This is a genomic window from Microbacterium suwonense (assembly GCF_030296555.1).
Classification (GTDB): Bacteria; Actinomycetota; Actinomycetes; order Actinomycetales; family Microbacteriaceae; genus Microbacterium; species Microbacterium suwonense.
Window position 1 is genome coordinate 3024025 of the sequence record NZ_AP027728.1, and the last position, 26663, is coordinate 3050687.

Genomic DNA, 26663 nt, shown 5'->3' on the forward strand with positions numbered 1-26663 from the left:
TCTCCGCTACGCCGAACATGGTGGCACTTCGCCCTGAGGCGGACTGCTCACACGACTCTGCGCAGGGCATAGCCGCGCGGGGTGGGCACGAAGCCGGCCTCCTGGAGGGCCAGGGCGAAGGGCGTGCCGTAGACCCCGGCGCCGTTGATCTTCTCCACCGTGAGGGTCTCCAGCTTTCGGGCGCGGGAGGTGGTGACGAGATCGGATGCGGCGACCCGCAGCACCTCGGGATCGTCGTCGAAGGCGAGCACCGTGCGACCGCCGCGCTCCAGGTACAGCACGAGCGCACCGTCGACGAGCACAACCAGGCCGCCGGCCTTGCGCCCCGGCCGGTGCGAGACCTCATCGAGCCGGGGCCAGCCGAGCGCCGCACCGTAGGGGTTCGCGGGATCGGTGGCCGCGAGAGTGACAGCCCGGCGCGGGGGAGGATCGGCCAGTCCCGCGAAGGTGCGCAGCCGGTCGACGGTCGTGGATGCCGCGAACTGCGCCGCGCCGAGCTTCTCGATCACGTAGCCGCGGCGGCAGTGCCCGGCCTCCTCGAAGCCGGCGAGTACCCGATAGACCTGGGCGAACCCGCCGGGGATGCCTTCGGCCTGCACGGCGCCGCGGGTCACGACCCCGTAGCGGTCGAGCAGAAGCCCGGCGGTGACCGTGGCGCGACGCGCGGCATCCGGATCGGTCTCCGGCAGCACCGCCCAGCGCCCGCCGAACCCGACCGATGACGGTCGTGCGTCCGGCCTCGCCAGCGAGATGCCGCGGTAGGTGCGGGTGCGCGGCGCGCGCCGGGTGGTCTTGTGCGCCTGCGAGCCTCCGGCGAGCAGCGCCCGCACCGGTGAGAACGTGTCGTTCGTCACGTGCCCCTGCCAGGTGAGCGTCCACAGGGCATCGAGCACGGACTGTTCATTCTCGGCATCCGTCATCGCCTTCACTGCACTCGCGAAGGAGGCGCCGCTCAGTCGCAGCGAGTCGAGCACTCTCTCCTCGAGGGAGCCCGCGGCCGGAGCCTCCTCGGGGACGGGCAGTGTGAACGGAGCGAGGTCTGCCGGATGCAGCGACACCCAGCCGTCGCGCCCGGGCAGGGAGCCGTGCCCCGCCCAGACGACCTCGCCGGAGGCGGTGAGCTCGTCCAGCAGCGACGGGGCATAGTCGCGCACGCGCCCAGGCAGCACGAGGGACTCCCAGGCGCTGGCCGGGATCGGCACACCGGCGAACTGCTCGATCACGCTCAGCACGCCGTCGACGCCCTCCAGCGGACGGGCGAGGTGCTGCCAGTCGGGCAGGAACCGCGCATAGGCCCGTGGGCTGACCGGCTCGACACTGCCCCGGATCGCCGCCAGCGACCGCATCCGCAGCCGGCGCAGCACCTCGGCGTCGCACCACTCCTTCGCCCCGCCGGGGTCGGCGTCGGCGGCCGGCAGGAAGTACCCGCTGGTCAGCCGTCCGGCGGATTCCAGCCGCTGCAGGGTGTGCCGGGCCACGGCTGCGCCGATGCCCAGGCGTGCGGCCACGGCATCCGTCGTGAAGGGACCGTGCGTGCGGGCGTGCCGCGAGACCAGGTCGCCGAGCGGGTCGGCGACGGGCTCCAGGAAAGCGACCGGGATTCCGGTGGGCAGCGCCGCGCCGAGGGCGTCGCGCAGCCGCCCGGCATCCTCGATCACGGCGAAGCGCGCATGCCCGGCGATCGTGACGGCGATGGCGCGACGGGCGGTGACGAGTTCGGAGAGGAGAGCGGATGCCTGCTCCCGGCGCGCTGAAGTGGTCGGATCGTCGGCGTTCTCCAGCCGCTCGGCGACGTCGGCGGCATCCATCGGGCCCAGCATCCGCAGCAGATCCGCGACGCCCTCCAGACCTCGTGCACGGCGCTGCGGATCGAGCCGCTGCGCCTCGCGCTCGAACTGCACGATCACATCGGGGTCGAGCAGCTCGCGCATCTCGACGGTGCCCAGCAGCTCGCCCAGCAGGGACGGGTCGACCGAGAGGGCCGCCGCACGCCGCTCGGCCAGTGGCGAGTCGCCCTCGTACATGAACGCGCCGACGTAGCCGAACAGCAGATCGCGGGCATACGGAGACGGCTGTGCGGGCTCGGTCTCGACCAGGCGGATGCGGCGCTCGGCGACGTCGGTGATGAGCCGGCGCAGCGACGGCAGATCGTAGACGTCCTGCAGCACCTCGCGCAGGGTCTCCAGGATGACCGGGAAGGTCGGATGCCGGCGAGCGACCTCCAGCAGCTGGGCCGAGCGCTGGCGCTGCTGCCACAGCGGTGTGCGCTTGTTCGGGTTCATCCTCGGCATCAGCAGCGCACGGGCCGCGCACTCGCGGAAGCGCGAGGCGAACAGCGCCGACCCGCCGACCTCGGCGGTGACGATCTGCTCCAGCTCATCGGCGTCGAACACGAACAGCTCGGCGCCGGGCGGCTCGGCATCGGCATCCGGGATGCGCACGATGATGCCGTCGTCGCTCGCGACCGCCGAGCCCTCCACCCCCAGCCGCTCGCGGATCCGCGCGTTGACGGCCAGCGCCCAGGGCGCGTGCACCTTCATGCCGTATGGGGAATGCAGGATGACCCGCCAGTCGCCGACCTCGTCGTGCCCCCGCTCCACGGTGAGCGTGCGGTCGGTCGGCAGCGTTCCCGTCGCCTCGCGCTGCTCGGTGAGGTGGCCGATCAGGTTGTCGCGGGCCCGCTCGTCGAGCCCCGCATCGATCAGCCGCTGCTGCGCCTTGGCCGGTGTCGCGGTGGAGACCTCGCGCGAGAAGCGGCCCAGGGCCTCGCCCAGCTCGAACGGCCTGCCGATGCCGTCGCCGTGCCAGAACGGCACCTTTCCGGGCTGCCCGTAAGCGGGGATCACATTGACGCGGTCGTGGGTGATCTCGGCGATCCGCCAGCTCGTGGTCCCGAGGGTGAACACGTCGCCCACGCGCGATTCGTAGACCATCTCCTCATCGAGCTCGCCGACCCGCGCGCCCGTGCTCTCACCCGCGACGAAGACCCCGAACAGTCCGCGGTCGGGGATCGTGCCACCGCTGGTCACCGCGATGCGCTGAGCCCCTGGGCGCCCGGTGAGGGTGCCGGCATCCCGATCCCACACCAGCCGTGGCCGCAGCTCGGCGAACTCATCAGAGGGGTACTTTCCGGCCAGCAGATCCAGTGTCGCCTCGTACGCGGAGCGGGGCAGGGTCTGGAAGGGAGCGCTGCGGCGCACGGTCTCGTACCAGTCCTCCACCGAGATCGGATCCAGCGCGCAGGCCGCGACGGTCTGCTGGGCGAGGATGTCCAGCGGGTTGCGGGGCACGGAGATCGCCTCGATCTGACCCTTCAGCATCCGCTCGGTGACGATGGCGGTGTGCAGCACGTCGCCGCGATGTTTCGGGAACAGCGAGGCCCGGCTGATCTCGCCGACCTGGTGCCCCGCACGGCCGACCCGCTGCAGACCGGATGCCGCAGACGGCGGCGCCTCCACCTGGATCACCAGATCGACCGCGCCCATGTCGATGCCGAGCTCCAGGCTGCTGGTGGCGACCACGCAGCGCAGGATGCCGGACTTCAGCTCCTCTTCGACGATGGCGCGCTGCTCCTTCGAGACCGACCCGTGGTGGGCCTTCGCGAGCACGGGATCGGCGTCCGTCCGACTCGTCTCGCTGTGCTCGCCCGACGATCGGGCTTCGTAGATCTCGTTGAGCCTGCCGGTGAGCCGCTCGGCCAGTCTGCGCGAGTTGGCGAACACGATCGTGGACTGGTTCTGGAGCACCTTGTCGACGATCGCCTCCTCGACGTGCGGCCACACCGAGCCGGTGACTTCGGTGTACTCGGCCTCGGCGGCATCCGTCGGCGATGGCGCGCCCGGTGGCGGAGGAGGATTGCGCATGTCGTCGATGGGGACGATCACACCCAGTTCGAAGGTCTTCACCGCGCGCGGCGCAACGATCTCGACCGGTGCCGAACCACCGAGGAACCGCGCGACCTCGTCGATCGGACGCACCGTCGCCGACAGGCCGATGCGCTGCGCTGGCTGCTGGCTCCCATGTGCGGCGCGCAGCGCGTCCAGCCGTTCCAGGCTGACCGCGAGGTGCGCGCCGCGCTTGGTGGCCGCGACCGCGTGCACCTCATCGATGATCACCGTGTGCACCCCGCGCAGCGTCTCGCCGGCACGGCTGGTGAGCATGAGGTACAGCGACTCGGGAGTGGTGATGAGGATGTCGGGCGGATTGCTGACCAGCCTGCGCCGGTCGCCCGCGGTCGTGTCGCCCGAGCGCACTCCGACCGTGATCTGCGGCGGGTTCAGACCGAGGCGCCGCGCGGACTGGCCGATGCCGATCAGGGGCGAGCGCAGGTTGCGCTCGACGTCGACGCCCAGAGCCTTCAGCGGTGAGATGTAGAGGACGCGGGTGCGCGGCGGGGCGTCATCGCCGGCATCCGCCGTCTGCCTCTGGGCCTGCTCGCGGAACACGCTGTCGATCGCCCACAGGAACGCCGAGAGCGTCTTGCCGGATCCGGTCGGAGCGACGACCAGGGCGTTGCGCGCCGCCGAGATCGCTTCCCACGCGCCGGCCTGGGCCGGGGTGGGCGCGTCGAACGCCCCGCGGAACCAGTCCTGGGTCGCGGGAGTGAAGCGGTCGAGCACATCGCCCATCCCTCCATCATGCGGCAGGCCGCCGACACCGGGACTCCCTCGCCGCCGGTGCGGCGCATCCCACGTCCGGATAGCGTGGTGTGATGGACGACGCGGAGTTCGAGCGGCTGTACGGACGATGGGAACCTCGCACTCCGGACGACGTCCGCGACCTCTTCGACGACTACCCGGGCGTCTGGTGGGTCGCGGGCGGGTGGTCGCTGCAGGCCTTCACAGGCATCGAACGTCATCACGAGGACATCGATCCCGGCATCCTGCGCGATGAGCTGCCGCTGCTGCGTGCGCACGTGAAGGGGCGTCTGGACCTGTGGGGCGCCTCGTCGGGCGCGCTGAAGCCGGTCGCATCCGACGACCCCGCCGACCTGCTGGAGGGATGCGGGCAGCTCTGGGCGCGCCGCAGCGCCGCAGAACCCTGGGAGTACGACATCCTGCTGGGGCCAGGAACCCGCCAGGAGTGGCAGTACAAACGGGACACCAGCATCCGGATGCCGATGCGCCGAGCGCTCTGGGAGCGGGACGGCATCCGCTACCTGCAGCCCGAGATCCAGCTGCTGTACAAGGCGAAGGGGCTGCGGGAGAAGGATCGGGCCGATTTCGACGCGACCCTGCCGTTCCTCGACGCGCGGCGCAGGGAGTGGCTGGCGGGTGTCCTCGAGCAGACACTGCCCCGGCATCCGTGGCTCGACCGGCTCAGCTGAGGTGCGCGGGCATCGCCTCTCGACAATGTCGGAAGTGCGCCCGGCCGAATACGCCGCGCTCGCAGCGGACCCCGAGATCGGAGGCGTCACCCGACCTCGGACAGGCGGCCCTCTGCACTCAGCTCGAGGGTGAGGTCGAGTCCGAGGCGTTCCAGGAACACGTCGTCGTGGCTGACGACGAGCACCGCTCCGCGATACGCGCGCAGCGCCTGGACCAGCTGATCGACCGTGTCGAGATCGAGGTTGTTGGTCGGCTCGTCCAGCACCACGAGATGCGGAGCAGGATCCGCGAGCAGCAGCCTGGCCAGCGCGACGCGGAACCGCTCCTCCGGAGAGCGCGCTGACCGGGCGGTTCATCGTCTCCTCGGATCAGGAACCGGGCGAGCCGGTTGCGCAGCTCTTTGTCGGGCACGTGCGGTGCGGCGGAGGCGATGCTCGCCACCACCGAGGCGTTCTCGTCGAGCCCGTCCACGCGCTGAGAGAGGTAGCCGATCCGGTCGGTGTGCACACCGGAGTCGTGCACACCGGAGTCCTGCACGCCGGAGTCGTGCACGGAAGCCGTCACCAGCCGCCGTAGCAGGGTGGTCTTGCCGACCCCGTTGCGGCCGATCAGCGCGACCCGCTCCGGCCCCTGCACCATCCACGAGCGCTCGCCGTCCCCGATCGTCACGATTCGGCGTGACGATGACACACCCGGGTCGGGCAGCTCGATCCTCATGCTGTCATCGTCGCGCACGCGGTGACCGGCGGCGTCCAGCGCCTGCCGTGCGGCATCCTCCTTCTCCTCCACCTCGGTGCGCAGTTTTCCTGCCGAGACCTGCGCGGCCATCTTGCGTCCGTTGGCGACGATCTTCGGCACCCGCTTCTCCTCAAACGCCTTGCGCCCCATCTTGGCGCGAGTGGCGAGCTTCGTCTCGGCCTCGATGCGCTGGCGCCTCTCCTTCTTCAGCGCTCGCTTCGCGTCGCGCTCGTCCTGCCGGGCGGCCTCCTGCTCGGCATCCAGCCACGCCCGCCACTGCGAGTACGGGCCCCCGAACACGCTCAGGCTGCTGCCGTACAGCTCGGCGGTGTCGTCCATCAGCTCCAGCAGTGCGATGTCGTGACTGACCACGATCAGAGCTCCCCGCCAGCTGCGGACCATCTCGGCCAGGCGCGCCCGCGCCTCGCGATCGAGATTGTTGGTCGGCTCATCGAGCAGGGTGATCGGTGCGCGGCGCAGACGGATGCCGGCGATCGCCACCAGCACGGATTCGCCGCCGGACAGCTCGCCGACCGTGCGATCGAGGAACGAAGGATCGAGCCCCGCCTCGGCGAGCGAGGCCTCGGCCCTGGCCTCGATGTCCCAGTCGTCGCCGACGGCGTCGAAGTGCGCCGGGTCGACGTCTCCCGCGGCGATGGCGCGGACGGCGTCGAGAGGCCCCGCGACGCCGAGCAGGTCGGCGACGCGACGGTCGGTGTCGAGTGTGAGGCGCTGCGGCAGGTACGCGACGTCGTCGGTGCGGATGATCAGGCCCGATGTGGGCGCGAGCTCACCGGCGATCAGACGCAGCAGCGTGGATTTTCCGGCGCCGTTGCGCCCGACGAGCCCGGTGCGGCCGGATCCGAACGAGCCGGAGACGGCGTCGAGCGCGACCGATCCGTCCGGCCAGGTGAAGGTCAGCCGGTCGAGTGTGATGGTGGCGGTGGTGAAAGTGGTCGGTGTTGACATGGGCGACTCCCGGAGTGTGCGGGTGCGCGGATGCCGACGGCCGCGGTGCCTGAGTCTCGCGGCGGGTCACGTCACGAAGGACGGAGGATGACCGGATGCCGGTGGAGCAGGACCTGCCCTGAACGAGCTCGGGCGAGCCGAAGTGAGGTCGTCGGATCAGCGCGTGGATGAGAACGCGGAGAGGCGACGATTCAGATCAAGGGACTTCCAGACACGGCGGACAGAACCCTGAGACCCTATCCGCAGTGCGGTGGATCGCGCAACCCGGGCGTGTCGCGATATCCGTCGTGCGGGGATGCTCGGCATCCGTTCCCGCCGTACCGTGGTGCTCCGGGATCGGCTGATCCTCAGCCGGTGACGCTCAATCGGCGATGCCGTCTTTCCACTGCGACAGGAACACGTTCACATCGGCCAGCTCCTGCTCGGAGATCGAATGCGTCAGCCCGGGATACACGCGTCCGGACAGCTCGGAGTGGCCCGGCAGCCATTGCGCCGTGTGGTCGATCAGGTTCGGAGGGATCACATCATCCCGATTGCCGCGTCCCCAGAACACCGGCGGCTTCTGCTCCTGCAGCACGGCATCGTTCGGCAGCTCGCCGAGCGCCGCATAGCCGCTCAGCGCCACGACCGCGTCGATCCGCTCCGGGGCGAGCCGCAGTGCCTGCAGCGACACCGCAGCACCCTGCGAGAAGCCCAGCAGGGCCACGGAGGGTGCATCGCCGACAGCCGCGTCGAGCCAGCGCAGCAGCGCCTCCGCGGCGAGCGTGATGCCCGAGGCATCCCGGGAGCTCAGCGAGTCGATCGCGTACCAGGAGCGGCCGGGCATCGGCCACGGCGGGGCGAGCGGAGCGGCGACGGATGCCACGGCGATGCCGTCCGGCAGGTAGGCGGCCAGCCCGAACAGGTCGTTCTCGTCGGCGCCGTAGCCGTGCAGCAGCACCAGCAGCGGAAGGCCTGTGCGCTCACCGGGAGTCCAGCGGGTCAGGCCGTCGTCGATCGTCAGCACGTCGTCCATTCCTCCATCTTGCCTGCTGCGCGCTCACGGGCTGGTGCCAGGGCAGGTCGATGTCGTCATCGCCTGGTAGAACAGACACATGGCGGTGCGCACTCCAGACCCTGACCCCGACGACGGCTTCGGGTTCGACGACGAGCCGTCTGCGAATGCCAATCCGGCCTGGCTGACGGACATCGAACTGGAACAGGCCCGGCGGCGTCTGCCCATGCTCTACGTCGAGGCCGTTCCGGTCATCACCGACGGCTCGGGACAGGTCACCTCGATCGGGGTGCTGCTGCGCTCCACGCCGCTCGGTGAGATCACCCGCACGCTGGTGTCGGGCCGGGTGCGCTACGGCGAGACCGTGCGCGATGCACTCTTCCGGCACATCGAGAACGATCTCGGCCCGATGGCGTTCCCGCTGCTGCCGGTGTCGCCGACGCCGTTCGCCGTGGCCGAGTACTTCCCCATCCCGGGAGTGAGCGCCTTCCACGACGACCGGCAGCATGCCGTCTCGCTCGTCTTCGTCGTCCCGGTCACCGGCACCTGCGAACCCCGTCAGGATGCGCTGGAGGTCACCTGGTTCTCGCCCGAGGAGGCGGCGTCCGACACCGTCTCGGCCGAGATGGAGGGCGGCCGCGGCACACTGCTGCGCCAAGCGCTCGCTCACCTCGGTCTGCTGCGCTGATCGGCATCCGCCGCCGACCTCTCGCCGACCAGCTCTCTGTCGGCGGCCGCTGACGCGTAGGCTCGTCGGGTGACCGACAACATCGTCTTCCCCACGGCATCCGGCGACTGGCTCGCCTTCGTCACCACCCGCGTCTCGGAGCGGCTCGGCCGCGTCGAAGAACTCGCCGATCGGCTCAAGGACGGCACCGCACGCACCACGATCGAGACCCTCAGCCTGTGGAACGAGCTGCAGATCGCACTGCGGCGCGCGCACAGCGAGTCCAGCGTGCTGTGCGAGGTGCATCCCGACGCCGAGGTGCGCGCCGCCGCCGAGAAGGGCGTCACCGACACGCAGGCCGTCGAATCGGCGCTGATGGCGGATGCCGCGCTCGCCGCCGTCTTCGCCGCGACGGATCCGGCTGGTCTCGACACGGACGCCGCGCGCGTGCGGGACCATCTGCTGCGCGACTTCCGCCGCGGTGGGGCGGATCGCGACGAAGCCACCCGGCAGAGGGCGCAGGAGCTGGCCGCCCGCGACAGCGAGCTGAGTCTGGCCTTCGCGCGGAACATCCGCGAGGGGCGTCGTGAGATCCGGGTCGCGCCGGAGGCTCTGGACGGGCTGCCCGAGGACTTCATCGCTCAGCATCCGATCGGCGAAGACGGACTGGTCGCGCTGTCGACCGACAACCTCGACGTGATGGCCGTGGTCAGTTACGCCCGCGATCGCGCGACCCGCGTGGCCCTGCACCGGGCCCGTGCCGACCTCGCCTGGCCCGCGAACGACCCCGTGCTCGCCGAGCTGCTCGACGTGCGCCAGCAGCGCGCCGACCTGCTCGGCTACGCCAGCTGGGCCGACTACGAGACCGAGACCCGGATGGCGGGCTCAGCGGCACGCATCGCCTCGTTCCTCGATGAGGTCGACGAGGCATCCCGCGCGGCATCCGATGCCGAGTATGAGCTGCTGCTCGCACGGCTGCGGCAGGAGATCCCGGATGCCGCCGAGGTCAGCACCGCCGACCAGTACTATCTGCTCACCCGCCTGCATGAGGAGCGCTTCGCCGTGGACTCGCAGGAGGTGCGCCGCCACCTGGACTTCGAGCGCGTGCTCGCCGGGCTCCTCGACACCACCGGTCGGCTGTTCGATATCGAGTACGTGCCGACGGACGATCCGGCCTGGCACCAGGACGTGCGCTCCTACGACGTCGTGCGCGCGGGGAGCGGCTCGGCCGCATCCACCTCGATCTGCACCCGCGCGAGGGCAAGTTCAACCACGCCGCGTGCTTCCCGCTCGCGCCGGGGGTGCGCGGGCAGGTGCTGCCCGAGGCGGCGCTGGTGTGCAATTTCCCTCGCGGACTGATGGAGCACCGCGAGGTGCAGACCTTCTTCCACGAGTTCGGGCATCTGGTGCACGACATCCTCGGCGGCGACCAGGAATGGGTCGAGTTCTCGGGCGTCGCCACCGAATGGGACTTCGTCGAGGCGCCCAGCCAGATGCTGGAGGAGTGGGTGTGGGATGCCGAGGTGCTGGCATCCTTCGCCACTGACGAGTCCGGCACGCCGATCCCTGCCGACCTGGTCGCCCGGATGCGCGAGGCCGACGCCTTCGGGCGCGCGCTGCTCGTGCGCATGCAGCTGGGCCACGCCCGCGTCTCATACCACCTGCACATGGACCGCCCGGCCGACATCGCCGCGGCATCCGACCACTGGTACGAGGTCTCCAGCCCCGTCGGCAAGCTCGAGGGTACGCACTCCTACGCGGCGTTCGGGCACCTCACCGAGTACGGCTCCTGCTACTACACCTACCAATGGAGCCTCGTGATCGCCCGCGACCTGCTCACGGGCTTCGCGGGGCTGATGGATCCGGCATCCGCCACCCGCTACCGGCGCGAGATCCTCGAGCCCGGCGGCCGCCGCGACGCCGCCGACCTGGTCGAGGCGTTCCTCGGTCGCCCGTTCACAGTCGACGCATACCGCGAGTTCCTCGGCGAGCCCTCCTCCTGACCCGCCCTCTTCCTGACCCCGCCCTCTTCCTGCCCCGCCCTCTTCCGCCGAGACCCCTCATGGTTGCCGACACCCCTCCTGATTCGCGCGACTCAGGAGGGGTCTCGACGCTGGTGAGGGGTCTCGGCGGACAGCGCCAGGGGAGAGCGCAGGGGGAGCGCAGGCAGGGGGAGCGCAGGGGGTCAGGTTGTGGTGAGGCGAGCGAGCTCGGCGACGAAGGCGTCGACGTCGGACTCCTGGGTGTCGAAGCTGCACATCCAGCGCACCTCATTGCGGGAGGCATCCCAGTCGTAGAAGCGGAAGCTCTCGCGAAGCCGGTCGGCGATGCCGTCGGGCAGCGTCGCGAAGACGCCGTTGGCCTGGGTCGGCTGGGTGAACCCGACACCGCGGATGCTGCCATCGGCGAGCCCGGCCTCGACCGCGTTGCGCAGACGCTGCGCCATGGCATTCGAATGACGTGCATTGCGCAGCCACAGGTCGCCCTCCAGCAGTGCGATCAGCTGTGCGGACACGAAGCGCATCTTCGAGGACAGCTGCATGTTGTATTTGCGGCTGTAGATCAGGCCGTCCGATGCCTCGGGGTTCAGCACGACGACGGCCTCGCCGAGCATGGCGCCGTTCTTGGTGCCGCCGAAGCTGAGCACGTCGACGCCGGCGTCACGGGTGAAGGCGCGCAGCGGCAGATCGAGGGCGGCTGCGGCGTTGGAGATGCGGGCGCCGTCCACGTGCAGCTTCATGCCGCGCTCATGGGCGTGGTCGGCCAGGGCCGTGATCTCCTCGGCAGTGTAGAGCGTGCCGAGCTCGGTGGACTGCGTGATCGAGACCACCAGTGGCTGCGCCCTGTGCTCGTCTCCCCAGCCCCACGCCTCGCGGTCCACCAGCTCGGGGGTGAGCTTGCCGTCGTCGGTCGGCACGGTCAGCAGTTTGAAGCCGCCGATGCGCTCCGGGGCGCCGCCCTCGTCGACATGGATGTGCGCGGTGGATGCCGAGATCACGGCCCCCAGCGCGGCAGCATCGACTGCAGTGCGGTGACGTTGGCCCCGGTGCCGTTGAAGACCGGGAACGCCTGCACACCCTCGCCGAAGTGCTGCGCGAAGATCTGCTGCAGTCGCTCGGTGTAGGCATCCTCGCCGTAGGCGATCTGGTGGCCCTCGTTGGCTGCGGCGATGGCCGCGAGCACCTCGGGATGGATGCCGGAGTAGTTGTCGGATGCGAAGCCGCGGACGGCGGTGTCATGCAGAGTGCTCACGAAGACAGCCTAGTTTTCGGTCGGAATCGGTCAGGACAGGGTGATGGTCTGGTCGTTCAGCTCCGCGGCATCCGCATCCCACAGCCCGACGACCGCGCGGGCCAGCGCGTCGGCGTCGAGTCCGCCGTCGGCACGGAAGACGACGGATGCCGCCTGCAGCGTCGCGCCCGCATCCCTGGCCGCCTTCGCGTAGCCCTGGGCGACGGCACGCGCCCACGTCTCGCTCGCGGCCTTCATGCTCGCGTAGTTCGCGCCGCCGGCGAGTGGGCGTTCCACAACGGTCGATGACACGATCGCGAAGCGCCCGGCATCCGATGTCCTGATCGCCGCGTCGAACGCGCGGCTGGTCGCACGCACGGCCTGCAGTGCTGGCAGCAGAGCGTCGAAGTCCTCATCAGTCTGCCCGGCCAGGCCGCCGCCGCCGCGCCAGCCGCCGACCAGCGACACCACCCCGTCCACGGCGCCCACACGCTCGGCCAGTTCGGTCATCTCCGCCAGCGAGGTGGCATCCGCGACCTCGGTCTGCGCTCCGGCATCCGACAGCTGCGCCAGCCGCTGGGGCGACCGGCCGGTCGCGATCACCCGGGCGCCGGCGTCCAGGAGCGCTCGGGCGGTGGTCAGACCTGCGGCGCTGCTTGCGCCGGCGAGGAGGACGGTGCGGTTCATGGATTCTCCTGTCACAGATGTCGGCGCAGACGACGGATGTCGGCGGATACTGGGCGTTTCCGCCGACATCCGTCGAATCTGCCGACATCCGTATCCTGCCAGCCGCGCGGGCTGAAGAGCCGCGCGGGCTGAAGAGCCGTGCGGGCTGAAGATCGGTGCGGTCTATAGGTCGGTGCCGCGGATGCCGACGGTCGACTCGATGACCGGCTTCATCTTCTTGCTGAGCGCTTCGAAGAACATCGACAGCGGGAACTCGTCGTCCAGTACCTGATCGGTGTATCCCTTGGGCGCGCCGGCGAGGATCTCGTCCGGCAGACCGCGGGCCCACACGGATGCCGGGTTGGGAGTCAGCACGCTGCGCACCAGGTCGTACGCCGCCAGCCAGTGTGCGGTCTTCGGCCGGTCGATCGAACGCCAGTACAGCTCATCGATCGCATCTCCGAGGGCGACCACCGCGTCGGGCACGCCGTCCCAGTCGAAGGCGAGCTTCGTGTCGGTCCAGTGCAGCACGCCGCGCTGGTGCAGCCAGGCGAACAGCAGCTGCCCGCCCAGCCCGTCGTAGTTGCGCACCCGGGTGCCGGTGATCGCGAACCGGAAGATCCGGTCGAAGATCACCGCGTACTGCACGAGGCCGGCATGCTCGAGCATCTCCTGCTCGGCATCCGTCAGATCGTCGCCCGCGGAGAGCCGCTTCTGGATCCTGACCGACTCGCGGAAGGCGGTCAGATCGCACCGCAGCTCTTCCAGCGAGTAGAGGAAGAACGGCATCCGCTGCTTGATCATGAACGGATCGAAGGGGAGGTCGCCGCGCATGTGGGTGCGGTCGTGGATGATGTCCCACATCACGAACGTCTTCTCGGTGAGGGACTGATCCTCCAGCATCCGCGCCGCCTCGGCGGGCAGGTCGAGCTTGGTGATCTCGGATGCCGCGCGCACGACGCGGCGGTAGCGGGCGGCCTCCCGGTCCTGGAAGATCGCCCCCAGGTGAATGACGGGATCTCCCGCATCGCGACCGTCTCCGGGAACAGCACCGCGGAGTTCGTGTCGTACCCGGGCGTGAAGTCGATCAGCCGCAGCGAGACGAACAGCTTGTTGCCGTAGTCGCCGGCCTCGAGCTCGGCGATGAACTCCGGCCAGATGGTCTCGACGATCAATGCCTCGACGAGCCGCTCCGTGGAGCCGTTCTGGGTGTACATCGGGAAGACGACGAGATGACGGATGCCATCGATGCGGTGCTGTTGCGGCTGGAAGGCCATCAGCGAGTCGAGGAAGTCGGGCACGCCGAAGCCGCCGTCGGCCCAGCGTTGGAAGTCGACGACGAGAGCGTCGAGGTAGTCGGCGTCGTGCGGGAACGCAGGAGCGAGAGAGCGGATGCCGGCGACGATCGCGGCGACGTGCTCTGCGGCCGCGTCATGGTCGGACTTCTCGGGGATCGAGCCGTCCTTGATCTGCAGCGGGCGGATCGCGATCGCGGCGTCCTTGAGGAGCTTCCACGCGTCGCTGCTCTCGGCGGTCGATGCGTCTTCCACGACTTCCGGTTCGCCGATGATGGCCTTGGTGTGGGTGGTGGTGGTGAGGGACATCGGAACCTCCGATCGCGTGAAATAGTGGAAATGTTCCGGTGGTAACCGGTTGTGACCGTTATTCTTCCACGTATGGATGATGCTGTCGACCATACGCTCCTTGCCGTGATCTCCCGCGATGGGAGGGCGACCCTCGCCCAGCTGTCCGACGCCGTCGGGCTGTCGACCTCGGCCGTGCAGTCGCGCCTGAAGCGCCTGGAGAGCCGCGGCGTGATCACCGGCTACCAGGCCGTGCTCGACCCCGAGGCCGTCGGCGCCCCGCTGTCGGCGTTCATCGAGATCACGCCGCTCGACCCGGCGCAGCCCGACAACGCCCCCGAACTGCTCGAGCACCTCACCGCCATCGAGGCGTGCCACTCGATCGCCGGCGACGCGGCGTACATGCTGTTCGTGCGCGTCGCCTCGCCGCGTGCGCTGGAGCAGCTGGTGCGCGATGTGCGCCTCGCCGCGAACGTCAGCACGCGCACCACGGTCGTGCTGCAGACCTTCTACGAACGCCGCCCGATCGTCTCCCCCGGACCCCCTGATCCCCCGGGCTCCGGGGCCGCCCGGGCCCGGGGGCGACCCGGCGGATGCACTCCGGGGGCCGACACGCCAGATGTCGGACGCTTTTGCGGGAACGGTCCGACATGTGGCGTGTCGGCCCCCGATTCGTAACCGGACACCCAGGGCGCCCCGGGGCAGAAGACGGGCGGAGGGCAGACGGCGGGCGGGTCAGGACAGCAGTGCGCGGACCGCGGAGGCGGCCGTGGCGACGGCATCCGTCACGGGGGAACCGCGGCGCAGCGCAGCGAGCAGGGCTCCGGCGAAGGCGTCGCCGGTGCCCTTGACGGTGGTCGGGATGAGCGGATGCTCGAGGTCGGCGCGGCCTTCGCGGGTGACCACGAGGTCGACCAGCGTGCTGCCGGCGACGGTGCCTCCGCTGATCACGGCCCATTCCGCGCGCGGGCCGAGCAGCGCGCGGGCTGCTGCCTCGGCATCCGTCTGCGCGGCATCCGCGTCGTGCCCGCTCAGCAGCCCCAGCTCGAACCTGTTGGGCACGAATCCGGTGGCCAGCGGCAGCATCCGCTCGCGCAGCGCCGGGGCGACGGCCGGGTCGGTGTACAGGCCCACGTCGGCGTCGCCGAGGGTCGGGTCGACCAGCACGCGCAGGTCCGGTCGGCGCGCGACCAGCCGCTCGAGTGTGTCCGCGACGGCCTCCACCTGGTCGGGCGAGGCGAAGTAGCCGGTGCACACGCTGTCGATCTCGTCGAGCAAGCCCAGCGACTCCAGGTCGCGGATGCTGCCGGCCAGCCAGTCCGCCGACATCGGAGCGGCATGCACGCTCGGATAGTGCGGCAGATTGCTCAGCACGATCGTGGGCAGCGGCACCACGCGCGCCTCGTCGAGCATCGGCAGCACGCCGTTCATGCCCACTGAGCCGAACGCGACCTGCGAGCCGATCAGCAGCACCTCAGCCGGATGCCGGTTCAGCTCCCAGCGGGTGCGCCCCTCCTCCCACGCCGGGACGCTCGCAGCGTCCGGGGTGCTCACCTCGCCCGGGGTGCTCGCGTCGCCCGGCGCGTTCACTTCGCGAAGCCCGGCCAGTACTCGGCATCCGAGGTGTTGCGGGCCCCGAAGATCGCCTGGCCGACGCGCACCACCGTCGCGCCCTCTTCGATGGCGGCCTGGTAGTCGCCGGACATCCCCATCGACAGCCCGCCGGGGCCGACGAGGTCGCGCTCACGCGCCTGATCGCGCAGATCTCGCAGGATGCGGAAGCACTCGCGCACGCGCTCGGTGTCGCTGGTGAACAGCGCCAGGGTCATCAGGCCCTGCACGCGCAGGCTGTCGCGGTGCTGCAACTCCTCGAGGAAGGCCAGCGTCTCGCCGGGCTCCAGGCCGAACTTCGACTCCTCGGCCGAGGTGTTCACCTGCACGAAGACGTCGAGCGACCGACCGGCCGCCTGCAGGCGGCGGTCGAGGGCATCGGCGAGACGGATGCTGTCCAGCGCCTGGAACTCGTCGGCGAAGGCGACGACGTCCTTGGCTTTGTTGGTCTGCAGGTGTCCGATCACCGACCAGCGCACGTCCTGGTCGGCGAGATTCTCGGACTTGCGCTTCGCCTCCTGCACCTTGTTCTCGCCCAGATCGACCGCTCCGGCCTGGATCGCCAGCAGCAGCCGCTCCTCGGGGACGGTCTTGCTGACCGACAGCAGACGGATGCCGGCGGCATCACGTCCCGCACGTTCAGCGGCGGCGGCAATGTTCGCACGCACGTCGGCCAGGTTGTGGGCGAAATCCTCCACGGAGTTCGCCTGCGGGTACAGGGCGCGGGCAGGCTGGTCGGTCACGCTTCGAGCGTACCGGCAGCGGCCACGTGGCGCGGCGGCCACGTGGTGCGGCGAGCCAGTAGGATGCCGACCGTGGCGACCCGTTCCAAGAAGCACCGCAGCAGCGGCAAGAAGAAGCGCACCGGACCTGGAAAGCAGCGCACCAGCGGCAACCCGGCCAAGCGGCCCGTGATCGAGGCAGGGCCGGTGACCGTCGGCGACTGGATCGGCGCCGCACGTCTGCGCACCCTGCCGCTCGCCGTCGCGCCCGTCGTACTGGGCACCGGCGCCGCGCAGGTGACCGACCGGGAACTGCACTGGGTCATCGCGTTGGCCTGCCTGGCCGTGGCTGTGCTGCTGCAGATCGGCGTGAACTTCGCGAACGACTACAGCGACGGCATCCGCGGCACCGACGCCCACCGCGTGGGGCCTGCACGACTGACCGCGTCGGGCCGGGTCTCACCGCGTCGGGTGCTGATCACCGCACTGGTCTTCTTTTCGCTCGCCGCCGTCGCCGGGCTCGCAATCGTGGTGCGCACGCAGCAGTGGTGGATGCTGGTGGTGGGGGCGCTCAGCATCGTCGCCGCCTGGTTCTACACCGGCGGAAAGCGCCCCTACGGGTACAACGCGCTGGGCGAGGTGTTCGTGTTCGTCTTCTTCGGGCTGGTCGCGACCCTCGGCACCACCTGGGTGCAGTCCTTCGCCCTGCCGCTGGAGGCCTGGCTGGCGGCCGTTGCGGCGGGCCTGTTCGCCTGTGCGGTGCTGCTGGCGAACAACCTGAGGATATCGACCAGGATCGCCAGGTCGGCAAGCGCACCCTCACCGTGCTGATCGGAAAGCGCGCGACGCAGGTCGTGTACACGCTGTTCGTGCTGGTTCCATTCGGCATCGCCGCGGTGTTCGCCCTGCTGCTGTACCCGATCGCCTGGCTGTCGATGCTGGTGCTGCTGGCCGTGCTGCCGGCGATCCTCATCGTGTGGACCTACCGGCAGGCCCGCGAGCTGATCATCGCCCTCAGCCTCACCTCGCTGTCATCGGTGGGTTATGCCGTGCTGATGTACTGGGCGCTCGTCGGCTGAGGCCCACTCGCCCGGGGCGGTCATTCCGACGCGCTGTCCTCGACGTTCTCGTCGACATTGTGGCGGTTGCGTCGCTCGTAGATCTCGCGCGAGGCGTTGGAGAGCGGGGCGCGCAGGAAAAGCAGCGAGATGCTCATGCCGATCAACGCCGCGAACAGTGCGGCCAGCCACCAGAACTCCCGGAAGATCGGGAAGAAGACCCACATGATCGCCAGAGGCACGATGAACGCCAGCAACCGCAGCACGGTGTAGACGAGGAGGGGCGGCAGCTTCTTCACCCGGCCAGTCTAGGAGCCGTCGCTAGGCACCGGCTGTGCAGTTCACAGCGGGCCCCCACCGATCCGGACCGACTTACACTGGAGGTATGGCGCGTTTCCTGATCATCGGCGGATTCCTCGCCGTGGTGTTCTGGGTGTTCAGCATCGTCGACTGCGCCGCGCAGCCGGCGACGCGGCACCGTGGCGTGTCCAAGGCGGTGTGGGTGCTCATCGTCGTGCTGCTGCCGGTGATCGGTGGTGTGCTGTGGTTCACGCTCGGGCGGCTCAGGGCCGGTGAGGTCGACACCGGCTATGTCGTGCCGCCGGACGACGATCCGCGCATGTTCCGACGTGCGGACAATGCCGAGCAGGACGCCCGTATCCGCGAGCTCGAAGCAGAGCTGGCCCGCCTCGACGACGAATCCGACGGCGCGGATCCGCGCTCGTGACGGCCTCGCCGGCCAGTGACGCCGCGGCCGGTCTTCTCGCCGAGCTCATCGGCGCCGGCGTGCGCGATCTTGTGCTCTCGCCGGGCTCGCGCTCGCAGGCACTCGCGCTCGCGGCGCTGGAGCTCTCACAGCAGGGGCTGCTGCGCGTGCACGTGCGCATCGACGAGCGAGTGGCCGGGTTCACCGCGCTCGGCATCGCGCGCGAGAGCGGACTGCCGACGGCGGTGGCCTGCACATCGGGAACCGCGGCAGGCAACCTGCTGCCGGCGACCATGGAGGCGTTCCATTCCGGCATCCCGCTGCTGCTGCTGACAGCTGACCGTCCGCCGGAGCTGCGCGGAGTCGGGGCGAATCAGGCGACGATCCAGCCCGGGATCTTCGGGTCGTTCGTCCGGTGGGTGACGGATGCCGAGACGCCGACCACCGAGGGCGGGGAATGGGCGGGGCTCGGCGCACACGCGGTGCGGGCGGCTCTGGGCCTGGCGGGCGACGGGCTTCCCGGTGTGGGCGGGCCGGTGCAGCTGAACCTTCCCGCACGCGAGCCGCTCTCCGGGGAGAGCAGCGTCGTGGCCGAGCCTGCGCCGGCACCCGTCGCGCCGAGAGCGCAACCGGTCGTGCTCGAACGCGGCCCCCGCACGGTCGTGATCGCGGGAGCGGATGCTGGAGCGGATGCCGAAGAGCTGTCGCACCGGGGAGGCTGGCCGCTGATCGCCGAGATCGTCAGCGGCGCGCGATATGGCCGGCTGGTCGTGCACGGCTACCGCGCCCTGCTGAGCGACGATGCTCTCGGGGGCGCATCGAGCGTGCGATCGTCTTCGGTCACCCCACGCTCAGCCGGGAGATCGCTGCGCTGCTCGCTCGCACGGACGTCGAGGTAGTCGCCGTGCGCCGCGGGGGCGAGGAGCTGAACCTCAACGGGCGCACACACGCCGTCGCCGCCGTCACGGTGTCGGAGGGAGCTGCCGATCGCCAGTGGCTCGGCGCGTGGATGAACGCCTCGGCGGCGCAGGCCGTCGATCTCAGTGCCCCGGCACCGGATCAGGACGGTCTCTCGTCGGAGGACAAGGCCGCCCGGCTGAGCGCTGTGCGCGCCGAGTTGGAGGCCGTGCGGCGTCGGGTGGATCGGGAGATCCTCGCGGATGCCGTGTGGCGTGCCACCTGGCCGCATGACCGGCTCGTGTTCGGATCCTCACGGCTGGTCCGGGTGGCTGACGAGGTTCTCGGAGGCAAGAAGGTTCCCGTGCACGCCAACCGGGGCCTGGCCGGGATCGACGGCACGATCGCCACGGCGCTCGGCATCGCCCTGGCCAGTCAGGCGGAGGGGGCCGCCGGGATCACCCGGGTACTGCTGGGCGACCTCGCCTTCCTGCACGATGTGGGAGCGCTGCTGCTGCCGGCGGACGAGCCACGACCTCGCATCCAGGTGATCGTCGGCAATGACGGCGGGGGCACGATCTTCGACGGGCTCGAGGTGGCGGGATCGGCGCCGAGGAGCATCTCGACCGCGCGTTCTACACGCCGCACGCGGCGAACCTGCAGGAGCTCGCCGCCGCCTACGGCTGGGAGTTCACGCAGGTCACCACGCGATCGGCGCTGGACCAGGCGCTCACCTCGCCGGCGGCGGGCCCGCAGATCATCGAGGTCCCCCTGGAGCGCTGAGTCTCGTGCCGGCCCGGCGCGGCGGTGCGGCGGCCCGGTGCGTGCGGATGCCGAGGGTTCAGGTGTCACGGATGGTCGCTTGCGGTGCCTTGAGGCGGCAAAGTGCGCCACCTGAAGCGCGACACCTGAACACGAACGCGCCGCGGCGCGGATCAGTCCAGGCGCTCACTCACCTCGCCGACGTCGGCGCTCGCGTAGCGCCCTTCGAGCTCGAGGGCGCCGTCGGGGCTCTCCTCGTCGTACAGGTCGGCCTTCTGCGGCGCGATCGCGAGCGCCTCGACGGGGGAGGTCTCGGTGAGCACCTCGTCCAGCCCCTGCAGTGCACTGAACCGGCGGGCCTGCGTGACCACGTTGCGATCCAGCGAGCCGGCGAAGCGGTTGTACGCATCGACCGTGGAGTTCAGGCTCCGGCCGAGTTTGGCCAGGTGCTGGCCCAGCGTGCCGAGCCGCTTGTGCAGCTCCTTGCCGACCGTGAAGATCTGCTGGGCCTCCTGCGCCAGCTGATCCTGACGCCAGGCATGGCCGACGGTGCGCAACAGTGCGATCAGGGTGGACGGCGTGGCGATCACGACATTCCGCTCGAAGGCGTACTCGTACAGCGTGGCATCCTGATCCAGCGCCGCGGCGAGGAACGGCTCGGCGGGCACGAACATCACCACGAATTCGGGGGAGCCGGCCACGACGTCCCAATACTCCTTGGCGCCGAGATCGTCGATGTGCTTGCGCAGGTGGCGGGCGTGCGCGGCCAGACGCTGCGCACGCACCGTGTCGTCAGTGGCCTCCATGGCCTCGAGATATCCGTTGAACGCGACCTTGGAATCGACCACGACCCGCTTGTCGCCCGCGAGGTGCACGACCAGGTCGGGACGCAGCGCACCCTCATCAGTGGAGTGATGCAGCTGCTCGTCGAAGTCGACGTGGTTGATCATGCCCGAGGCCTCCACCACGCGACGCAGCTGCAGCTCTCCCCAGCGGCCGCGCACCTGCGGCGCGCGCAGCGCGTTCACCAAGTTGCGGGTCTCGGCGCCCAGCGTCTCCGACGTCTGCCGCATGAACTGCAGCTGCTCGCCGAGCGCGGCGTTGGCCTCCAGGCGCGCCTTCTCGGCGCTGGTCATCTCGGTCTTGACGGTGTCGAGCGTCTTCTGGATCGGCTCGATGAGCTGCTGAACGGCATCCTGACGCTTTTGCAGTTCTGCCGCGCCCTCGCTCTGGCTGCGTTTGAGCCGTTCCTCGGCCTGCTGCAGGAACGCCTTCGTGTTGGCCTCCAGCGCCCGCCTGCTCAGCGCGTCGAACTCGTCGGCCAGCCGTTTCTGATCGGCCTTCAGCTCCTCCAGACGCTCGGCGGCCCGGCGGCGTTCGGCCGCGACATCGGCATCCGCCTCGTCGCGCAGCTCCGCCAGCCGCTTCACGTGCTCGGCTCGCTCGTGCTCCAGCCTCGCCTGCGCCTGAGCCCTGGCATCCGCCACCGCTGCTTCACCCTGCTGCCGTGCTTCGGCGACCCGCTGGTCGCTGAGCGCGCGCTCCTCCTGCACGCGCGCGGCGGTCTCCGCGCGCAGCGCGGCCGCATCCCGTTCCAGCGACTCGATGCGCGACTGTGCGGCGCTCGCCTCGGCGCGGACCGCGGCATCGGTGGTGCGGCCGCGCTGTGTGCCGAGCACGAAGCCCAGCCCTCCGGCCAGAGCGGCGGCGAGCACCGCGACCACGATCACGAGAAGCAAAGTGTCCATGATCCGATTGTGCACGGGGCCACCGACACGAGGGGTGCTCCGTGCCTCGCGACGGCGCGGCGGGCATGATGTCTGCATGGGAAAGCATGAATGGACGTCCGTGCCGGGTGAGATCCTTCGAGCAGGCGAGGGCTTCCGGCTCCGCGACGTCGACCCCGACGGAGCCCCCGGCTTCGACGGCGACAAGAAGCACGGGGAGAAGCACCTCGCCGCGCGTCGCGAGGTGCTCGGCGATCTGCAGGAGCGGCTGTTCGCCGGCTCTCGCGTCGGGGACGCTCCGGATGCCGTGCTGCTGGTGCTGCAGGCGATGGACACCGCCGGCAAGGGCGGCATCCTGCGCCACGTCGTCGGCGGAGTCGACCCCCAGGGTGTGGAACTGGCCGCGTTCAAGGCGCCGACGCCCGAGGAGCTGGCGCACGACTTCCTGTGGCGCATCGAGCGGCGCCTGCCGCAGCCCGGGTTCATCGGCGTCTTCGACCGCTCGCACTACGAGGACGTGCTGATCGGCAAGGTGCGCGCACTCGCCGAATCCGACGAGATCGAGCGCCGCTACGACGCGATCGTCGAGTTCGAGAAGCGCGTCGCGGCCTCCGGCATCCGCATCGTCAAGGTCATGCTGCACATCTCCCGCGAGGAGCAGAAGGACCGGTTGATGGAGCGTCTCGACCGTCCCGACAAGCACTGGAAGTACAACCCCGGCGACGTGGACGAGCGGATGCTGTGGGACGACTACATGGCTGCCTACCAGGCAGTCTTCGAGCGCACCTCCACACCCGAGGCGCCCTGGTACGTCGTGCCCGCGAACCGCAAGTGGTACGCCCGGCTGGCTGTGCAGGAGTTGCTGATCTCGGCGCTGGAGGACATCGACCCGCAGTGGCCCGCCGCCGACTTCGACGTCGAGGCAGAGAAGAAGCGGCTCGCGGCGAGCTGAGTCTCAGGAGAGCGGCTTGCGCGCGCGGTGCAGCGCGACGATCCCGAAGGTGAGGTTGCGGTATTCGACATCCGTCCAGCCGGCCTCGCGGATCCACGCCGACAGGGTGCGCTGATCGGGCCAGTCGCGGATCGACTCGTTCAGGTAGTCGTAGGCGTCGCCATTGGTGCCTGCGAGACGCGCGACCTTCGGCAGCACCTGTGCATTGTAGAACCGGTACAGACCGCGGAACAGCTTTCCGGGAGGAGTGGAGAACTCGTTGATCACCATCCGCCCGCCCGGCCTGGTCACTCGGAACAGCTCGGCGAGCGCCTTCTTCGGCTGCTGCACGTTGCGTAGACCGTATGACATGGTCACGGCGTCGAACTCGTCGTCGCCGAAGGGGAGATCGGTGGCATCCGCCTGCACGAAGGTGAGATTGGGCAGGTGGCCGTGCCGACGGCGCCCTTCCGCCAGCATCCCGGGGAGAAGTCGGCGGCGACGACCTGCGCCCCGCTGCCGGCCAAGGAGGCCGATGAGGATGCTGTGCCCGCGGCCAGATCGAGGATGCGCTCGCCGCGCTTCGGGGCGACTGCGCGCGTCGTCGCGGCACGCCACAGCGCGTCATTGCCGAAGGTCATGGCGGTGTTCGTGCGGTCGTAGCCGGCGGCGACCTGATCGAACATCCCGCTGACGTGCGAGGGGTCTTTGCCGAGGTCGGCGCGGTTCGGCTCCATCCTTCGATCCTAAGCGGCGCCGTGTCGCCTCATCTGTCGGTCGAACGACGGATGTCGGCCCGAATCCGAGATCTCAGCCGACATTCGTCGTCTCGACCGACATCCGTGGAAGGCATGCCACGAAGGCGGCGCGCCGCGGTCGTAGACTCTGCGGGTGAGCGAGAAGCGTCCCGAACCCGGCACCCCGATGATCCTCCAGTGGCGCAAATGGGACGGCTCACCGCACTGGACGAACGAGGAGATCTACCTCGGCTCCGATCAGTGGGGCGACTGGCTGGGTCAGCCGAGCGGATGGCGCAGTGCTCGCCCCGGGCGGGAATTCCTCGCGCACTCTCCCGACGTCACGCTCATCCCCCGAGCGGATGTCGCTCATGGCGCCGAGTACGCGCCGACGGTGCATCGTCGGCATCCGAAGGGCATGCGCGTCTACATCGACCTCGGCTGGGATCTGCGATGGACGGATGCCGGCGACCTCGACCCCGTCAGCGGCATGCCGATCCTGCTCACCGGCATCGACATGGATCTCGATGTGGTGCGGGTCGAGGGGAGCGCGGCACCTGGGTCGACGACCGCGACGAGTGGGCGGAGCACAGCATCCGCTACGGCTACCCGACCGATGTGATGACGCAGCTGGAGGCGCTCGCGCTGGATCTGGAGACCCGGGTCCGCGCGCAGGTCGCACCGTTCGACGACGCGACTGCGGATGCCTGGCTCGACCGCCTCGAGGCCCTGGGCCTGGACCGGTGACCCGATGCGAAATGGGGGCCGACACGCCAGATGTCGGACAGAATGCGGCAAAGCGTCCGACATCTGGCGTGTCGGCGGACGGGGCGTGACCCGCCACTGGTGCAGGTGAGCTCCCCGCACACAAGTAGGCTGGAGGGGTGAGCAGCATCCGCCTGGTCGCGCAGACCCGCGAGATCCCACCCGTCGACGATCTGCTGTCGCACACCTCCGCCGTGAGCCCGATCGCCTGGCTGCGCCGTGGTGAGGGGATCGTGGCAGCAGGAGACGGGATCGCGGCATCCGTGCGCATCCCCGCCCGACGGGACCGCAAGCGCAGCGAGATCATCGCCGACGCTTGGCGCGAGATCGCCGCGGCCGCTGAGATCGACGACCCGCTCGACCTGCCCGGCACCGGCCTCGTCGCCTTCGGCGCCCTCGTGTTCGACGAGCAGTCCGCCTCCGACAGCGCCCTCGTCGTGCCGCAGACCGTGTTCGGCCGTCGTGACGGGCGCAGCTGGATCACCCGCATCCGTGCCGCCGACGGCGAGTTCGCACCCGTCCCCGAGCCGGTCGCCTTCTCGCCGCACTGGGCGGGCCGTGTCGGCCCCGGCGCGCAGACCCCGCAGGGCTATCAGGAATCCGTGCGGCAGGCGCTGACCGAGATCGCCGCCGATGCATACAGCAAGGTGGTGCTGGCACGCGACCTCGCCGGCACGATCCCCGGCGACGCCGACCTGCGGCGCCTGGTGCGCGCGCTGTCCACCGACTACCCCGACACGTGGACGTTCGCGGTCGACGGCCTCATCGGCGCCAGCCCCGAGACCCTGGTCACCACGCATGCCCGCGCGGTGACCGCGCGGGTGCTGGCAGGGACGACGGCTCGCGGTGCGGACCCGGATGCTGATGCCGCGGCCTCGGCGGCGCTCGCCGCCAGTGCGAAGGACCTCGACGAGCACAGCTACGCGGTGCAGAGCGTGGTTGCCACGCTGCGTCCGCACACCCGCACGCTGACCGCCAGCGACCATCCGTTCGTGCTGGAGCTGCCCAACCTGTTCCACCTCGCCACCGACGTGCGCGGCGACCTCGGCGACGGCGATTCCGCGCTTGACCTGGTGGGAGCCATGCATCCCACCGCTGCCGTCGCAGGCACGCCCACGGATGTCGCGATCGAGGCGATCCGGCGCCTGGAGCCCTTCGACCGTGGCCGCTACGCCGGGCCGGTCGGCTGGATCGATGCGGCGGGCGACGGCGAATGGGCGATCGCCCTGCGCTGCGCGCAGTTCGCCGACGCCCCCGAGGACGAATCCGGCGCGCGCCGGGTCACGGCCTTCGCGGGTGCGGGCATCGTCGAGGGGAGCGATCCCGAGTCGGAGCTGCTGGAGACCCGCGTGAAGTTCCGTCCGCTCGTGGACGCCCTCGCCTGATCCATCGGGATGCGGCGGGCCGCCGAGGACTCGTCGGCGCGCTGCCCGCGTCGCAGGCGACGGATCTGCACTCCGACCGCGGACATCAGCGGGTGTGCACGCAGGTAGGCTTGTGGGCGTGACTTCGAGCCCCGCCACCCCGGGCACGCGACTTGCGAGCCGTCTCGGCTTCAGCGACCGCGTCTTCCTCGGCATCGCCGGCCGACGCATCGCCGCACGCATCGAAGAGGGCATCGATCTCGTCGAGGCGGGGCTGGCAGAGGAACTGAAGGTCGCCGACCCTGTGGCCGATGCCGCGGCCCGCTACCTCTACGAAGCCGGCGGCAAGCGCATCCGTCCGGTGCTCACGCTGCTGACCGCGCAGCTGGGCGAGGGGAACATCCCGGCCGTGATCGACGTCGCCAAGGCTCTGGAGCTCACCCACCTCGGCTCGCTCTATCACGACGATGTGATGGACGGCGCGGACACCCGCCGGGGCGTGCCGGCCGCGCACGGCGTGTGGGGGAACAACGTCGCGATCCTCACCGGCGACATCCTGTTCTCCCGGGCCAGCCAGATCATGTCGCGCTACGGCGAGCGGGCCATGCGGCTGCAGGCCGACACCTTCGAGCGTCTCGTGCTCGGGCAGATGCACGAGACGGTGGGCGTGGGGACGGATGACGACCCCATCGAGTTCTACCTGCAGGTGCTCGCCGACAAGACCGGCTCGCTGATCGCCGCGGCCACCCAGGGCGGGGCCATCTTCTCCAACGCGCCCGCGGAGTTCGAGGAGCCGCTTCGCGTCTACGGCGAGAAGGTCGGGGTCGCGTTCCAGCTGCTTGACGATGTGATCGACCTGTCGGCGGATGCCGAGGAGACCGGCAAGGTGCCCGGCACCGATCTTCGCGCAGGCGTTCCGACGATGCCGTCCCTGCTGCTGAGCACCAGCGGCGACCAGGCCGACATCGATCTCGCCCGGCGCATCGACGACGGCGTCACGCGCATCGCCGAGGGGAGGACCCCGTTCTCCTCGACGGTCCGCTGGCCGAGCTGCGCGACCACGACGCCACCCGACGCACCATGCAGCTCGCCCGCACCTGGACGGCGGATGCCGTCGCCGCACTGGGCCCGCTGCCCAAGGGCACGGTGCGCGAATCGCTGACCCGGTTCGCAGAGACTCTCGCTGATCGCAGCAGCTGACGGAAGGA

Annotated in this window: 14 protein-coding genes and 9 pseudogenes; 12 read left to right on the top strand and 11 right to left on the bottom strand. The window is 70.1% G+C overall.

Features of this window, described 5'->3' with window-relative positions:
• Positions 1–47 precede the first annotated feature (47 nt).
• A complete protein-coding gene (locus QUE33_RS15125; RefSeq protein ID WP_286301107.1) occupies positions 48–4628 on the bottom strand; it encodes an ATP-dependent helicase in 4581 nt (1526 codons plus the stop codon).
• Positions 4629–4711: 83 nt separating this feature from the next.
• Between QUE33_RS15125 and QUE33_RS15130 the strand changes: the two genes are divergently transcribed.
• Entirely contained in the window at positions 4712–5326 is a 615-nt protein-coding gene (locus QUE33_RS15130; protein ID WP_286301109.1) for a hypothetical protein, read from the top strand.
• 86 nt (positions 5327–5412) lie between these two features.
• Here the strand turns inward: QUE33_RS15130 and QUE33_RS15135 are convergent.
• A pseudogene (locus QUE33_RS15135) lies at positions 5413–7034 on the bottom strand (ABC-F family ATP-binding cassette domain-containing protein).
• Positions 7035–7395: 361 nt separating this feature from the next.
• The gene (locus QUE33_RS15140) at positions 7396–8049 is read right to left on the bottom strand and encodes an alpha/beta hydrolase (RefSeq protein WP_286301110.1); all 654 of its coding nucleotides are present in this window, start codon (positions 8047–8049) and stop codon (positions 7396–7398) included.
• A 79-nt stretch (positions 8050–8128) separates the two neighbouring features.
• Between QUE33_RS15140 and QUE33_RS15145 the strand changes: the two genes are divergently transcribed.
• Together QUE33_RS15145 and QUE33_RS15150 are read left to right on the top strand one after the other, a co-directional pair.
• Positions 8129–8716 carry an NUDIX hydrolase family protein gene (locus QUE33_RS15145; protein WP_286301111.1) on the top strand — a complete coding sequence of 196 codons (588 nt, stop codon included), beginning with the start codon at positions 8129–8131 and terminating at the stop codon, positions 8714–8716.
• A gap of 678 nt (positions 8717–9394) precedes the next feature.
• Positions 9395–10698 (top strand): annotated as a pseudogene (locus QUE33_RS15150) (M3 family metallopeptidase).
• A 182-nt stretch (positions 10699–10880) separates the two neighbouring features.
• Here the strand turns inward: QUE33_RS15150 and QUE33_RS15155 are convergent.
• The 3 genes and pseudogenes from QUE33_RS15155 to QUE33_RS15165 form a co-directional block, all read right to left on the bottom strand.
• A pseudogene (locus tag QUE33_RS15155) lies at positions 10881–11947 on the bottom strand (threonine aldolase family protein).
• Between the two features lie 30 nt (positions 11948–11977).
• A complete protein-coding gene (locus QUE33_RS15160; RefSeq protein ID WP_286301112.1) occupies positions 11978–12613 on the bottom strand; it encodes an SDR family NAD(P)-dependent oxidoreductase in 636 nt (211 codons plus the stop codon).
• A gap of 162 nt (positions 12614–12775) precedes the next feature.
• A pseudogene (locus QUE33_RS15165) lies at positions 12776–14196 on the bottom strand (DUF6421 family protein).
• 72 nt (positions 14197–14268) lie between these two features.
• Here QUE33_RS15165 and QUE33_RS15170 point away from each other — a divergent pair.
• Positions 14269–14706: pseudogene (locus QUE33_RS15170) on the top strand (Lrp/AsnC family transcriptional regulator); the annotation flags it as partial.
• 204 nt (positions 14707–14910) lie between these two features.
• Here the strand turns inward: QUE33_RS15170 and QUE33_RS15175 are convergent.
• Together QUE33_RS15175 and QUE33_RS15180 are read right to left on the bottom strand one after the other, a co-directional pair.
• Complete coding sequence (locus QUE33_RS15175) at positions 14911–15729, bottom strand: PfkB family carbohydrate kinase (RefSeq protein ID WP_286301114.1); 819 nt, start codon at positions 15727–15729, stop codon at positions 14911–14913.
• Between the two features lie 32 nt (positions 15730–15761).
• A complete protein-coding gene (locus tag QUE33_RS15180) occupies positions 15762–16529 on the bottom strand; it encodes a YggS family pyridoxal phosphate-dependent enzyme (protein ID WP_286301116.1) in 768 nt (255 codons plus the stop codon).
• A 63-nt stretch (positions 16530–16592) separates the two neighbouring features.
• Here QUE33_RS15180 and QUE33_RS15185 point away from each other — a divergent pair.
• A pseudogene (locus QUE33_RS15185) lies at positions 16593–17587 on the top strand (1,4-dihydroxy-2-naphthoate polyprenyltransferase).
• 20 nt (positions 17588–17607) lie between these two features.
• Here the strand turns inward: QUE33_RS15185 and QUE33_RS15190 are convergent.
• Positions 17608–17865 carry a DUF4229 domain-containing protein gene (locus QUE33_RS15190; protein WP_286301118.1) on the bottom strand — a complete coding sequence of 86 codons (258 nt, stop codon included), beginning with the start codon at positions 17863–17865 and terminating at the stop codon, positions 17608–17610.
• Between the two features lie 86 nt (positions 17866–17951).
• On the opposite strand from QUE33_RS15190, the gene QUE33_RS15195 reads away from it, so the two are divergent.
• Positions 17952–18293 carry a PLD nuclease N-terminal domain-containing protein gene (locus tag QUE33_RS15195; protein ID WP_286301120.1) on the top strand — a complete coding sequence of 114 codons (342 nt, stop codon included), beginning with the start codon at positions 17952–17954 and terminating at the stop codon, positions 18291–18293.
• A pseudogene (gene menD / locus QUE33_RS15200) lies at positions 18290–19952 on the top strand (2-succinyl-5-enolpyruvyl-6-hydroxy-3-cyclohexene-1-carboxylic-acid synthase). The gene QUE33_RS15195 and the pseudogene menD overlap by 4 nt, the downstream one beginning before the upstream one ends.
• A 152-nt stretch (positions 19953–20104) precedes the next feature.
• On the opposite strand, the gene QUE33_RS15205 reads toward menD, so the two are convergent.
• Positions 20105–21679, bottom strand: coding sequence for a DNA recombination protein RmuC (locus QUE33_RS15205; protein WP_286301121.1), 1575 nt, complete (start codon positions 21677–21679; stop codon positions 20105–20107).
• A 76-nt stretch (positions 21680–21755) separates the two neighbouring features.
• Between QUE33_RS15205 and QUE33_RS15210 the strand changes: the two genes are divergently transcribed.
• On the top strand, positions 21756–22610 hold the full coding sequence (locus tag QUE33_RS15210) for a PPK2 family polyphosphate kinase (protein WP_286301122.1): 855 nt from the start codon (positions 21756–21758) through the stop codon (positions 22608–22610).
• A 3-nt stretch (positions 22611–22613) separates the two neighbouring features.
• Here QUE33_RS15210 and QUE33_RS15215 read toward each other — a convergent pair.
• Positions 22614–23326, bottom strand: a pseudogene (locus tag QUE33_RS15215) (class I SAM-dependent methyltransferase).
• Between the two features lie 154 nt (positions 23327–23480).
• On the opposite strand from QUE33_RS15215, the gene QUE33_RS15220 reads away from it, so the two are divergent.
• The 4 genes and pseudogenes from QUE33_RS15220 to QUE33_RS15235 all read left to right on the top strand — a co-directional run bounded on the left by QUE33_RS15220 (position 23481) and on the right by QUE33_RS15235 (position 26655).
• A complete protein-coding gene (locus tag QUE33_RS15220; RefSeq protein WP_286301123.1) occupies positions 23481–23948 on the top strand; it encodes a hypothetical protein in 468 nt (155 codons plus the stop codon).
• Complete coding sequence (locus tag QUE33_RS15225; protein WP_286301124.1) at positions 23948–24073, top strand: hypothetical protein; 126 nt, start codon at positions 23948–23950, stop codon at positions 24071–24073. The genes QUE33_RS15220 and QUE33_RS15225 overlap by 1 nt, the downstream gene beginning before the upstream one ends.
• Positions 24074–24210: 137 nt before the next feature.
• Complete coding sequence (locus QUE33_RS15230; RefSeq protein WP_286301125.1) at positions 24211–25476, top strand: isochorismate synthase; 1266 nt, start codon at positions 24211–24213, stop codon at positions 25474–25476.
• A 118-nt stretch (positions 25477–25594) separates the two neighbouring features.
• Positions 25595–26655 (top strand): annotated as a pseudogene (locus tag QUE33_RS15235) (polyprenyl synthetase family protein).
• Positions 26656–26663 lie beyond the last annotated feature (8 nt).